Annotated in this window: 14 protein-coding genes; 10 read left to right on the top strand and 4 right to left on the bottom strand. The window is 74.8% G+C overall.

Annotated elements, in window-relative coordinates; translation table 11 throughout:
- Positions 1-113 precede the first annotated feature (113 nt).
- From KIK08_RS33115 to KIK08_RS33095, 5 genes are read left to right on the top strand one after another with little or no spacing between them, the layout of a single operon-like run.
- Complete coding sequence (locus tag KIK08_RS33115; protein WP_214407259.1) at positions 114-905, top strand: metallophosphoesterase family protein; 792 nt, start codon at positions 114-116, stop codon at positions 903-905.
- Between the two features lie 54 nt (positions 906-959).
- Positions 960-1,415 carry an SRPBCC family protein gene (locus tag KIK08_RS33110; protein ID WP_214407258.1) on the top strand — a complete coding sequence of 152 codons (456 nt, stop codon included), beginning with the start codon at positions 960-962 and terminating at the stop codon, positions 1,413-1,415.
- 21 nt (positions 1,416-1,436) lie between these two features.
- Positions 1,437-2,660, top strand: a complete 1,224-nt coding sequence (locus KIK08_RS33105) for an ArsA family ATPase (protein WP_214407257.1) — start codon at positions 1,437-1,439, stop codon at positions 2,658-2,660.
- 45 nt (positions 2,661-2,705) lie between these two features.
- On the top strand, positions 2,706-3,068 hold the full coding sequence (locus tag KIK08_RS33100) for a hypothetical protein (protein ID WP_214407256.1): 363 nt from the start codon (positions 2,706-2,708) through the stop codon (positions 3,066-3,068).
- A complete protein-coding gene (locus tag KIK08_RS33095; protein WP_214407255.1) occupies positions 3,065-4,024 on the top strand; it encodes an ROK family glucokinase in 960 nt (319 codons plus the stop codon). The genes KIK08_RS33100 and KIK08_RS33095 overlap by 4 nt, the downstream gene beginning before the upstream one ends.
- A gap of 126 nt (positions 4,025-4,150) precedes the next feature.
- Here the strand turns inward: KIK08_RS33095 and KIK08_RS33090 are convergent, their stop codons facing one another.
- Positions 4,151-4,648, bottom strand: coding sequence for a DUF308 domain-containing protein (locus KIK08_RS33090; RefSeq protein ID WP_214407254.1), 498 nt, complete (start codon positions 4,646-4,648; stop codon positions 4,151-4,153).
- 211 nt (positions 4,649-4,859) lie between these two features.
- On the opposite strand from KIK08_RS33090, the gene KIK08_RS33085 reads away from it, so the two are divergent.
- The 3 genes from KIK08_RS33085 to KIK08_RS33075 all read left to right on the top strand — a co-directional run bounded on the left by KIK08_RS33085 (position 4,860) and on the right by KIK08_RS33075 (position 7,000).
- Positions 4,860-5,636: a lysophospholipid acyltransferase family protein gene (locus KIK08_RS33085; RefSeq protein ID WP_214407253.1), complete on the top strand. Its 777-nt coding sequence runs from the start codon at positions 4,860-4,862 to the stop codon at positions 5,634-5,636.
- A gap of 197 nt (positions 5,637-5,833) precedes the next feature.
- Entirely contained in the window at positions 5,834-6,355 is a 522-nt protein-coding gene (locus KIK08_RS33080; RefSeq protein ID WP_214407252.1) for a hypothetical protein, read from the top strand.
- Positions 6,356-6,511: 156 nt separating this feature from the next.
- A complete protein-coding gene (locus KIK08_RS33075; protein WP_214407251.1) occupies positions 6,512-7,000 on the top strand; it encodes a polyadenylate-specific 3'-exoribonuclease AS in 489 nt (162 codons plus the stop codon).
- Positions 7,001-7,038: 38 nt separating this feature from the next.
- Here KIK08_RS33075 and KIK08_RS33070 read toward each other — a convergent pair whose 3' ends face one another.
- A complete protein-coding gene (locus KIK08_RS33070; protein WP_214407250.1) occupies positions 7,039-7,185 on the bottom strand; it encodes a GPGG-motif small membrane protein in 147 nt (48 codons plus the stop codon).
- A 169-nt stretch (positions 7,186-7,354) separates the two neighbouring features.
- Between KIK08_RS33070 and KIK08_RS33065 the strand changes: the two genes are divergently transcribed.
- The gene (locus tag KIK08_RS33065) at positions 7,355-8,740 is read left to right on the top strand and encodes a class II 3-deoxy-7-phosphoheptulonate synthase (protein WP_214407249.1); all 1,386 of its coding nucleotides are present in this window, start codon (positions 7,355-7,357) and stop codon (positions 8,738-8,740) included.
- Positions 8,741-8,838: 98 nt separating this feature from the next.
- On the opposite strand, the gene pknB is transcribed toward KIK08_RS33065, so the two are convergent.
- Positions 8,839-10,629, bottom strand: a complete 1,791-nt coding sequence (gene pknB / locus KIK08_RS33060; RefSeq protein ID WP_308258045.1) for a Stk1 family PASTA domain-containing Ser/Thr kinase — start codon at positions 10,627-10,629, stop codon at positions 8,839-8,841.
- A 125-nt stretch (positions 10,630-10,754) separates the two neighbouring features.
- Here pknB and KIK08_RS33055 point away from each other — a divergent pair, with 125 nt between their 5' ends.
- Positions 10,755-11,108 (top strand): Rv2175c family DNA-binding protein, encoded by a 354-nt coding sequence (locus tag KIK08_RS33055; RefSeq protein WP_308258044.1) that lies wholly within the window; start codon positions 10,755-10,757, stop codon positions 11,106-11,108.
- Here KIK08_RS33055 and KIK08_RS33050 read toward each other — a convergent pair.
- Positions 11,077-12,069, bottom strand: coding sequence for a phytoene/squalene synthase family protein (locus KIK08_RS33050; RefSeq protein ID WP_214407248.1), 993 nt, complete (start codon positions 12,067-12,069; stop codon positions 11,077-11,079). The genes KIK08_RS33055 and KIK08_RS33050 overlap by 32 nt on opposite strands.
- Between the last annotated feature and the right edge of the window lie 139 nt (positions 12,070-12,208).

Below are 12,208 nucleotides of genomic sequence, written 5' to 3'. Positions count from 1 at the left end.
CCCGGCGCCGGCAGCGGGCGGCCAAGGCCATCGCGTTCGCCTGCAAGGACCGGCTGGAGGGCGAGCGCCCGCCGGGCGAGCCCCCGGCGGCGACGGCGTCCTAGAGTGATCACATGCGCGTGCACGTGGTCTCCGACGTGCACGGCGCAGCCGACGCGCTCGCCCGCGCGGGCGACGGGGCCGACGCGCTGGTCGTGCTGGGCGACCTGATCGAGTTCATCGACTACGCCGACCCCTCGGCCGGGATCGTCGGGCGCGTGCTCGGGCCCGAGGTCAGCGCCCGGTTCGCGCTGCTGCGCCGCTCGGGCGGGCGCGACGAGCTGCTCGCCTACGCCCGCGAGGCGTGGGCCGCGCTGCCGGACGCCGACGCCGTGGTCGACGAGGCCCTGCGCGAGCAGTACGACCGCATGTTCGCCGCGATGACCGCCCCGACCTGGGCCATCCCCGGCAACGTCGACGCGGCCCGGCTGTGGCCCGAGTACCGCAGGCCCGGGTTGTGCCAGCCGGACGGCCAGGTCGTCGAGATCGAGGGGCTGCGGTTCGGCTTCGTCGGCGGGGCACCGCTGGCGCCGGGGCAGCGCCCGCGCAACATCCCCGAGGCGTGGACGCCCTACCTGCGGCCGCGGTCCGAGTACGACGCGGCGGTCGCCGCGCTGGGCCCCGTGGACGTGCTGTGCAGCCACGTCCCTCCCGCCGTCCCCGAGCTGGCCTACGACGTCGTCACCCGCCGTCCCGAGACGTCGTCGGTGGCGCTGCGCGCGATCGTCGAGCGCGACCGGCCGCGGGCCGCGCTGTTCGGACACATCCACCAGCCGCTGGCCCCGCGCGTGCGCATGGACCGCACCGAGTGCGTCAACGTCGGCCACTTCCGCCGCACCGCAGTGCCGTACGTGCTGCGGTGGTGAGCCGCCGTCCGCCACGACAGGGCACGCGGCCGACCCCCCGGTAACCTGCGGCCCATGGCCGACGCAACCTCCTCCTCGATCGTCATCGCCGCCGCCCCCGAGCAGGTGATGGCGGTGATCGCCGACTTCGAGGCCTACCCGGAGTGGGCGGACCAGGTGACGAGCGCCGAGGTGCTCGCCGAGGACGGCGGGGGCCGGGCCGAGCGGGTGAAGTTCGCGATGGACGCCGGTCCGATCAAGGACAACTACACGCTGGACTACACCTGGGAGCCCGACGGCCGCTCGGTCAGCTGGAAGCTCGTCAAGGGCCAGATCCAGAAGGCGCAGAACGGCTCCTACGTGCTGGAGGGCGACGCGAGCGGCACCACGGTGACGTACTCGCTCGCCGTCGACCTCAACATCCCGATGATCGGCATGCTGCGGCGCAAGGCGGAGAAGGTCATCATCGACACCGCCCTCAAGGGGCTCAAGCGTCGGGTCGAGAGCGGGTCCGGGAGCCGACCCGCCTGACCTGCGGCTACCCTCGGGCCCGTGCGCGTCGTGCTGTTCACGGGCAAGGGGGGTGTCGGCAAGACGACCCTCGCCGCGGCCACCGCGGCGCGGCTCGCCCGCGACGGGCGCAAGGCCCTCGTCGTCTCCACCGACCCGGCCCACTCCCTCGGCGACGCGCTGGAGGCCGACCTCGGCCACGAACCGGTCGAGCTGGAGGCCGGGCTGTTCGCCGCCCACGTCGACACCCACGCCCTGCTCGACGAGTCGTGGGCGCGCATGCAGGGCCACCTGCGCACGGTGCTGGCCGGCGCGGGCGTCGACGAGCTGGTGGCCGACGAGCTGACCGTGCTGCCCGGCGTGGAGGACCTGCTGGCGCTGGGGGAGGTGCGCCGGGCCGCCGAGAGCGGGCCGTGGGAGGTCGTCGTCGTCGACTGCGGGCCGACCGCCGAGACGCTGCGGCTGCTGGGCCTGCCCGAGGCCATCTCCGGCTACCTGGAGCGGCTGTTCCCCGCCCACCGCCGGGCCGTGCGCGGGCTGCTGGCCAACCTGTCCGGCGCCGGCCGCGAGGCGGCCTCGGCGTGGGACGGCACCATCGAGGCGCTCGACTCGCTGGCCGAGCAGCTCGGCGGGCTGCGCGCCATGCTCGCCGACCACGAGCGCACCTCCATCCGGCTCGTGCTCACCCCGGAGCGGGTCGTCGCCGCGGAGACCCGCCGCACGCTGACCGCCCTCGCCCTGCACGGGCTGCGCGTCGACGGGCTCGTCGCCAACCGCGTCGTGCCCGGCCCGCCCGCGTCGCTGCGCGGCCCGGCCGCCCGCTGGCTGCGCCAGCGCCACCAGGAGCAGCGGGCCGTGCTCGCCGAGCTGGCCGGCCTGGCCGTCCCGCTGCACACCGCCGACCACGCCGCAGGCGAGCCGACCGGCGTCCCGGCGCTGCTGGAAGTGGCCGATTCCCTCTACGGCGACACCGACCCGGTCGCCGCGGGCGTCCCCGGGCCGCCCCTGCTGCGGGTGCGGCGCACCGCCGGCACCGGCAGCTCGATCGACTCGCGCTTCGAGCTGGTGCTGCGGCTGCCCGGCGCCGAGTCCGGCCCGCTCGACCTGACCCGCGTCGGCGACGAGCTGGCGGTGACCGCCGGGGCCACCCGACGGATGGTCGCGCTGCCCGCCGCGCTGCGCCGCTGCCAGGTGACCTCGGCCCGTCTGGAGGGTGACGACCTGTGCGTCGTGTTCGCCCCGGATCCGGCGGTGTGGATACGGTGAGCGGCCGCACCGGCGGGTACGGCACCCCGTGACGAGAGGGCGGAGTTGAGGACGCAGGAGGGCTGTGCCGGGCACACCTCGCCGGGTGCCGAGGCGCGGGCCGTCGCCGTGGCCGTGCTGGACCGGATCGCGCCCGCGCTGGAGCGGTTCCGCGCCGCCGACGCCACCGAGCCGACCCCGACCTGCGGCGTCTGCCCGGTCTGCGCGGTGATCGCCGCGGTCCGCCGCGAGCACCCGGAGCTGGCCGAGCGGATCGCCGAGCAGGCCGCCGCGATGCTCGCCGTGCTGCGGACCGCCCTCGACGAGGGCGACCCGGCTCCGACGGCGGCCCCGGAACCACCGCCACCCCCACAACCGACCCGCACGGTGCAGCGCATCCACGTCGACCGGCCGCGGGCCGCGCGGTGACGCTCACCGTCGGCGTCGACGTCGGTGGGACCAGCGTGCGCGCCGGCGTGGTCGACGCCGACGGCACCATCCTCGACACCGCCCGCACCCCCACCCCCCGCAGCGACGCCGCCCTCGAAGCGGCACTGGCCCGGGTGATCGGCGAGCTCGCCGACCGCCACCCCGTCGGCTCGGTCGGGCTCGCCCTCGCCGGGTTCATCACCCCCGACCGGCGCGGCGTCCGGTTCGCCCCCCACCTGTCCTGGCGCGACGCCCCGGTCGCCGACCGCGTCGCCGACCGCGTCGGGCTGCCGGTGGTCGTCGAGCACGACGCGAACGCCGCCGCACTGGCCGAACGGCACTTCGGTGCCGCGGCCGGCGCCGCGACCGTCGTCTTCGTCGCCATCGGCACCGGGATCGGCTCCGCCCTCCTGCTCGACGGGCACGTCTACCGCGGCGCCTTCGGCGTCGCCCCCGAACTCGGCCACCTCCCGGTCGTCCCGGAGGGCCGCCCCTGCCCGTGCGGCAAGCACGGCTGCTGGGAGCGCTACTGCAGCGGCACCGCCCTCGCCGCCACCGCCGTCGAACTGCTCGCCCGCAACGGCAGCCGCTCCCCGGTGCTGCGCAGGCTCGTCCGCTCCGACCCCGGCCGGGTGACCGGGCAGCGTGTCGCCGCCGCCGCGCGCGAAGGTGACCCGGTGGCCTGCGCGGCCATGGACGAGCTGGCCCGCTGGCTGGGCACCGGCCTCGCCGTGGTCGCCGACGTCTTCGACCCCGAACTGATCGTCATCGGGGGAGGGGTGTCGCAATCGGCCCCGCTGTTCCTGGACGAGGCGCGCGAGCACTACGCGAGCATGGTTACCGGGGCGGGGCGGCGGCCGCTGGCGCGGATCCGGACGGCGCAGCTGGGGGACTCGGCGGCGGTGGTGGGGGCGGCGCGGTTGGCCCGGGAGGCGTTGCCGGGGCGCTCGGGGTGAGGCACCCGGTGGGCGTTCCGGCCCTCTGCGCAGGGCCGCTGTGGTCTGAGCAGGCTCCCCGGAGCCTGCTCAGACCATGGGGAGTCTGCGAAGACGTCGGTCACGCCGGGGTGGGACGAGCGGGGGTCAGATGACCGCGCCGTCGTCGTCACCGTCGCGCGGTGGGGACGGGGGGTCGGGCCAGAGCCGCAGGACCAGCCAGCCCAGGCCGGACGCCAGCGTCAACAGCCCGAGCGGCAGGCCGTAGGCCGGTCCCACACCCAGCCAGCCCGGCGCCAGCACCAGCAGCAGGCCCAGCGCCAGCAGCACCAGTCCGACGACCGCGGGCGGGCCGATGCGGGGCAGCGGGGGTGGCTCCGGGGGGATGTAGTGCTCGTCCTCGGGCAGCGGGGCCGGGCTGTGGTCGCGCGGGCCGGGGGGCGGTGGGGGTGTGGTCGCCGTGGGGGTGGGGGCGGTGGGGGTGTCGAGGTCGTCGGTGACCGGCGGCGACTCGGCGAAGAGGTCGTCGTCGGGCCAGACGGGGACGGGGCCCTCGCGGCGCCAGGCCGCGACGATCGCGTCGAACTCGTCGGGGGCCCGCCCGCCGCCGCTGGGCTGCGGGCGCTCGTCGGGACCGGAGTTCACAAGGCCCTCCTGGGAGTTCGTCCACGACTGGCGCCGGCTCTGGCCGTCGCGTCGGGGGAGCGGCGCGACCCACCCCATCCTTCCACGGCCGGGCCGCCAGCAGCAGGGGTCGGGCGCACCCGGAGGGAGCAATCACCGATCCGGCTCGCCGTTGTCCGCTCGCAGCACCCTCCGTAGGCTGTCGCCGTCGATCTGGAGGGGGCACGCCCGGGTGCTGTACTGGTGGTCCAAGTTCGTGCTCCTCGGTCCGCTGCTCCGACTGTTCTTCCGGCCCACGATCGAGGGCCTCGAGCACATCCCGGAGCGGGGCGGCGCCATCCTGGCCAGCAACCACCTGGCCGTGGCCGACTCGTTCTTCCTGCCGCTGCTGGTGCCGCGGCGCATCACGTTCCTGGCCAAGCGGGAGTACTTCACCCAGCCCGGCCTGGTCGGGTGGTTCAAGAAGTTGTTCTTCTCCGGCGTCGGCCAGGTGCCGATCGACCGGGCCAGCGGATCGGCCGCGCAGGCCGCGATGGACACCGCGGTCCGGCTGCTGCGCGAGGAGAAGCTGCTGGGCATCTACCCGGAGGGCACCCGTTCGCCCGACGGGCGGCTCTACAAGGGCAAGACCGGCGTCGCGCGGATGTGCCTGGAGGCCGGGGTGCCGGTCGTGCCGGTGGCGATGATCGGCACCGACAAGGTGAACCCGATCGGTTCGCGCATGTGGCGCCCGCGCAAGGTGCACATCCGCGTCGGGCGGCCGCTGGACTTCTCCCGCTACGCCGGGATGGCGGGCGACCGGTTCATCGAGCGCTCGATGACCGACGAGATCATGTACGCGCTGATGGAGCTGACCGGGCAGACCTACGTCGACATGTACGCGTCGTCGGTCAAGGAGCGGGCGGCGAAGGCCGCGCTGGAGGCCGAGAGCCGGGCCGGGAAGGACGCCGGGACGGACGTCGGGAAGGGTGCGCCGGACGCACCGAAGAGCCCGGCCGCCGGTACCTGAACGAGTGGAATCACTACTCTGAACGGGTGAATAAGGACCCGGGAGTGTAACGGGGTTACCAACCGGTTAGATTCGTATACGTGGTTCGACGGATTGACTCCCCATCATCCGGCGATGTCCCCACCACGATCATCTCTGCGGTTACCCCGCGGTCCACCCGGCCTACCCCGAGCCGGTCGAGCAACCTCCTGACGAGGTTGGCTCCGTGGGCGGCGTTCGCGGTAGTCGCGGGGGTCGTCCTGGGTGCGACATCCGCCTGGTCGGCGTCCCTGCGCGGCGCCGAGACCCCGTCCCTTCCCGCCTCGTCGCTGAGCCTGCCGGTGCTGCCGCCACGCCCGACGACCGCGATCGAGACCTCCGCGCCCGCGCCGGTGGAGATCGAGGAGGCCGCCCCGAAGCCGACGGTCGTCGTCCGGCGCACGACCGTGCCGCCGCCCGCCCCCGCCCCGGTCCCGGTGCCGCCGCCGGCCCCCGTGGTCGCGCCGCCGCCCCCTCCCGTGCCGGTGCCGGTGCCGGTGCCCGCCGAGGGGGACGACGACCAGGACGACGACAAGGACAAGGGCAACCAGCAGCAGGACGACGACGAGGACGACAAGGACAACGACGACCAGCAGCAGGGCGACGAGGACGACGAGCCGACAGGGGACGACCCCAACGGCGAGACGCCGACCGGGAACACGCCCAACGGCGGCATCCTGAACGGCCCGAACAACAACTGAACAGGTGGCGCGCCGCCGGCGCCGGACCCCGAACCGGTGCCGGCGGCGCACCCACGGGGGTCGCTGCGCCCCACCGGCCCGCCGTCTACGGTCACCAGAGGCCCGACTCCGGTCCCGGAGCCGGGCTCGTGAGTTGACCTGCGAAACAGGACGGGTATGCGGTTCTTCTACGATTGCGAGTTCATCGAGGACGGCGTGACGATCGACCTCGTGTCGATCGGCGTCGTCGGCGAGGACGGCCGGGAGTTCTACGCCGTCTCGACGGAGTTCGACCCGGAGCGCGCGGGTCCGTGGGTGCGGGCCAACGTGCTGCCGAAGCTGCCGCCGCCCGCCGACCGGAGCTGGCGCTCCCGCCAACGCCTGCGCGCCGACCTGCTGGAGTTCCTGACCTCAGCACCCGGCGACATCGAGTTGTGGGCCTGGATCGCCGCCTACGACCACGTGGCGCTGTGCCAGCTGTGGGGGGCGATGCCGGCGTTGCCGCGCCCGCTCCCGCGCTTCACCCGGGAGTTGCGGCAGCGCTGGGAGGACGCGGGGCGCCCGCCGCTCCCGCCGCCCACCCCCGACGCGCACGACGCGCTGGCGGACGCCCGGCTGAACCTGCGCCGGTGGGAGGCGATCGAAACCGCGGTGGCCGCGCGCTAGCACCCCGGGGGCGCCGAGCGGTGCGGCCACCGCGGCGGTCATACGTTGAAGATGCTGACCCCGCCCGGACCCACCAGCAGGCCCACGACGATGAGCACGATGCCCCAGAGCAGTTGCTTGCGCAGGATCGCGAAGATGCCGGCGATGACGAGGACGACCGCGAGGATCCACAACAGGGTTGCCATGGCGACCGAGTGCCCGGAACTGTCCCCTGTGGAATCAGTCCGATCGGGTGATATCGCGGTGAAGGTACCGCGCTATGTCGTAGTGCGGTGACCGAACGTAGTTTCTTCCCTGTCCGGAAGGCCCGGCCGGCCACGAAGCGCGGCCGAGCACCGCTTATCGTTGGGCCTCGTGAACTGGACCGTCGACGCCCCGGTCGATGAACTGCCGACCCTGCCCCCGCTGCCCCCGGACCTGCGGGCCCGGCTCGACGACGCCCTCGCCCGCCCGGCCGCGCAGCAGCCGGACTGGCCGGTCCCCGAGCACGTCGCGCACGTGCGCACGGTCCTGGAGAGCGTCCCGCCGGTGGTCCTGCCGCCGGAGGTCGACCGGCTGCACGAGCGGCTGGCCTCGGTGGCCAACGGCGAGGCGTTCCTGCTGCAGGGCGGCGACTGCGCGGAGACGTTCCAGGACAACACCGAGCCGCACATCCGGGCCACCATCCGCACGCTGCTGCAGATGGCCATCGTGCTCACCTACGGCGCGTCGCTGCCGGTGGTGAAGGTCGGGCGGATCGCCGGGCAGTACGCGAAGCCGCGCAGCGCGCCCGTCGACGCGCTGGGGCTGCCGTCCTACCGCGGCGACATCGTCAACTCGCTGACCCCCGACCCGAAGGCCCGCATCCCCGACCCGTCGCGGATGGTCCGCGCGTACGCCAACGCCAGCGCGGCGATGAACCTGGTCAGGGCGCTGACGGCCACCGGCGAGGCCGGGCTGTCGATGGTCCACGACTGGAACAAGGACTTCGTGCGCACGTCGCCTGCCGGCGAGCGGTTCGAGACGATCGCCTCGGAGATCGAGCGGGCGCTGCGGTTCATGGACGCCTGCGGCGTCGACGACCACAACCTGCACGACGTCGAGTTCTACGCCAGCCACGAGGCGCTGCTGCTGGACTACGAGCGCGCCCTGCTGCGGCTGGACTCCCGCGACGGGACGTCCCTCTACGACCTGTCTGCGCACTTCGTGTGGGTCGGCGAGCGCACCCGCCAGCTCGACGGGGCGCACATCGCGTTCGCCGAGCTGCTGTCCAACCCGATCGGGCTGAAGATCGGCCCGAGCACGACGCCAGAGCAGGCCGTCGAGTACGTCGAGCGGCTCGACCCGCACGGCCGCCCGGGCCGGCTGACGGTGATCAGCCGGATGGGCAGCGGCAAGGTCCGCGACCTGCTGCCGCCGATCGTGGAGAAGGTGGAGGCGTCCGGGCACAAGGTCATCTGGCAGTGCGACCCGATGCACGGCAACACCGTCGAGTCCAGCACCGGTTACAAGACCCGCCACTTCGACCGGGTCGTCGACGAGGTGCAGGGCTTCTTCGAGGTGCACCACGCGCTGGGCTCGCACCCGGGCGGCATCCACGTCGAGGTCACCGGTGAGGACGTGACGGAGTGCCTGGGCGGCGCCCAGGAGATCTCCGACGCCGACCTGTCCGGCCGCTACGAGACGGCCTGCGACCCGCGCCTGAACACCCAGCAGTCGCTGGAGCTGGCGTTCCTGATCGCCGAGATGCTGCGCGGCTGACGCGAGCTGCCGGCACCCCGGAGTTCAGGAAAGCCACGATGCTGCCCGCTGAGGGCAGTATCGTGGCTTTCCTGAACCAGGGGCAGGGGGTGGCGGGGTCAGAAGGGGAGGGTCTCCAGGACGACCGTGGTGCCGACCTCGACCATCGATCCGGCGCCGTGGTCCTGGCCGACGACCAGGCCGCCGCTGCCGAAGAGGCCGCCGGCGCGGGGCTGCTCCTCGGCCTTGAGGCCCACCTCCTCCAGCCTCGCCTCGGCCTCCTCGTAGGACCGGCCGACCACGGACGGCACCCGCACCTGCTCGGGCTGCTCTCCCTTGCTCACCACCAGCTCGACCGCGCTCCCCGAATCGACCCGGGAGCCGGCCGACGGCTGGGTCCGGGTGACCGCGCCGGAGGGCACCGTGTCGCTGTACTCGGTGGCCCCGTTGTCGCGCGGCTCCAGGCCGCCGTCCCGGATGAGGGCCTCGGCCTCGGCGACCGAGGTGCCCGGCGCGATGGTCGGGACGCGGGGCTTGCCGGTGGACACGGTGACCGTGACGGTGCTGCCGCGCAGCACGTCGGTCCCGGGTTGGCGGTCGACCCCGGTCACCAGGCCCTCGGCGACGCCGTCGTCGGGCTTCTCGACCGTCACGCCGACCAGGTCGGCGTCCTCCAGGAGGCGTTGGGCGACCGTGGCCTCCACCCCGACCAGTGGCGGCACCGCGGTCCACCGGCCGCTGCCGAGCCACCACGCGGTGACGCCGACGGCCAGGGCCAGCACCAGCACGACGGCCAGCCAGGCGGAGAAGATGCGCCGGCTGCGGCGGCGCGCGCGCAGGTGCGGGGGCAACTGCGGGGCGGCGGTGGGGCCCTCCTCGACCGGGCGGGGGAGCGCGCGCGTCCCGCGGGGGCCCGCGGGCTCGGGGCCGACGGGTGCCGCCCGCCCCGGCACCACCGGGTTCGGCCGGGTGGCCTCGCCTGCGGCGTCGGGGTGGCGGTGTCGGGGGAGCGTGTCGACGTCCTCCGGCGGCGGCGCGGGCGGCACCGGGACCGCCACCCGGGGCACCTCCAGGAACTCCGCCAGCTCGCGCAGCTCGTCGAGGAGCTGGGCGGCGTCGGCGGGGCGGCCGTCGGGGTCGCGGCGGGTGGCGCGCTGGACGAGCTCGTCGAGCTCGGGGGGCACGTCGCCGGCCAGCTCGGACGGCGCGGGCACGTCGGAGTTCACGTGCCGGTAGGCGACCGAGATGGCCGTCTCGCCGCGGTAGGGCGGCTCGCCGGTGAGCATCTCGTAGAGCAGGATCCCGGCGGCGTAGACGTCGCTGCGGGCGTCGGCGCGGCCGGTCGCCACCTGCTCGGGGGACAGGTACGCCACCGTGCCCATGATCATGCCGGCGTGGCTGGCCCCGGCCTCGGCGGCCGCCACGACCAGCCCGAAGTCGGCGACCTTGACCTCGCCGGAGGTGCTGATCAGCACGTTCTCCGGCTTGACGTCGCGGTGCACCAGGCCGAGCCGGTGCGCCTCGGCCAGCCCGGCGAGCACCCGATCCATGATCGTGACGGCGGCCGGAACGCCGAGCGCGCCGCGCAGCCGCAGCACGTCGCGCAGCGTGCCGCCCTCGACGAGCTCCATCACCAGGAACAGGGCCGGGCCGTCGGGGCCGTGGTGGTTGCCCTGGTCGAACACGTCGACGACGGCGGGGTGGTCGATGCGGGCGGCGGAGCGCGCCTCGCGCACGAACCGGGTGCGGAACGCGGGGTCGGCGGCCATCCGACCGTCCATGATCTTGATCGCGACCGGCCGGTCGAGCCGGGTGTCCACGCCCCGGTAGACGGTCGACATCCCGCCCCGGGCGATCATCGACCCGACCCGGTATCGCGCGTCGATGAGCGCGGCGGATGGGGCGTTCACAGCAAGACGGTACCGCCCGGGAAGGCGGTGCCGGACCCGGCGCCGCTGTGGCAGAGTGTCCCCGCCGTGCAGGACGGTCCCGCACCCGTCACGGGGGCGGGCGGAGTGGAACAGGGGTCAGTGCTGTGAACGAGGTGTTCGAGCTGTCCGGCGACGTGGCCACGCTGCCGGTGGCCGAGGTCGCCGAGATGCTGGGCATTCCCCCCTCCCGCGTGCAGCAGCTGGTGCGCGACGGCCAGCTCCTGTCGTTCCGCCGCGACGGCGCCGTCGTCGTCCCGGCCGAGTTCTTCGTCGACGGGGTGGTCGTCAAGGGCCTGTCCGGCACGATCGTGCTGCTGCGCGACGGCGGCTACACCGACCCGGACATCCTGCGCTGGCTGTTCGCCGAGGACGACTCGCTGCCCGGGACCCCGCTGGCCTCGCTGCGGGCGGGCCGGCACCGGGAGGTCAAGCGCCGGGCGCAGGCGATGGCGTTCTGACCGGTCCCGCCGGCCTCGGCGACCGCCGGGCCCGGGCGGAGAGGGCCCTGGCGAGCCCGGGCAGCGCCACGGCGGCCCGCCGCGACGTCGAGACCGCCACCCGGCGGCCCAGTACGTCGTAGTCGACCGCGGCGATCTCGTCGAGGATGCCGCGGTAGAGCCGGAAGGCGCAGCCCACGCAGGCGCGCGAGACCGGCTCCAGCATGTCCACGCCCGGCTCGGCGCGGCGGTACACGGCCTGCGTGTGCGCCGCCAGGTGCGCGAGCGCGCGCCGCACCCGCGGGTCGGGCCGGCGGGTGCGCCGGCACCAGATCAGCAGGTCGCGGTCGACGCCGAACGCGGCCAGCTCGGCGGTCGGCAGGTACACGCGGCCGCGGTCGAGGTCCTCGCCGACGTCGCGCAGGAAGTTCGTCAGCTGGAAGGCCACGCCCAGGGCGGCCGCGGGGCCCTCGGCCTCGGCGATCGGCACGACGGTGCCCAGCACCGGCAGCATCTGCAGGCCGATCACCGCGGCCGACCCGTGCACGTAGGCGCCCAGGTCCTCGAACGTGGCGTACTCGGTGACCTCGGTGTCCATCCGCATGGACGCCATGAAGTCGGTGAAGTGCCGCGCGGGGATGTCGAGGCGGCGGGCCGTGTCGGCGAGCGCGGCGAGCACCGGCTCGTCGGGCGGCTCCCCGGCCAGCGCCGCCGCGAGGTCGGCGTCGAGCGCGTCGAGCCGGGCGGCGCGCTCGGCGGCCGGGCTGTCGTCGTCGAGGTCGTCGACGATCTCGTCGGCGTAGCGGGCGAACCCGTAGAGGGCGTGCACGGCGGGCCTGCGCTCGGCCGGCAGCAGCCGGGTGGCCAGGAAGTAGGTGCGGCCGTGGCGGGCGTTCAGCGCGCGGCAGGTGGTGTAGGCGGCCCGCAGGGCGGGATCGGTGATCCCCGCCGCGTCGAGCTCAGCCGGCCCGCTGCTCGGCACCGGCGGAGGCCCCGGCGGGGGACGGGGCGCCCGCCACCGTCCCGCCCGCGGTGGGCGGAGTGGTGGTGCCGGACTGGTCGGTGGTCGGCTCCGGCGCCTTCTCCGCGGCGCGCGGCTCCCGCGCGCGGACCGCGGCCGC

It is taken from the genome of Pseudonocardia lacus, from assembly GCF_018531445.1.
Lineage (GTDB): Bacteria > Actinomycetota > Actinomycetes > Mycobacteriales > Pseudonocardiaceae > Pseudonocardia > Pseudonocardia lacus.
Note: the sequence above shows the minus strand (reverse complement) of the source record. Positions and strands in the feature narration are given on the sequence as shown.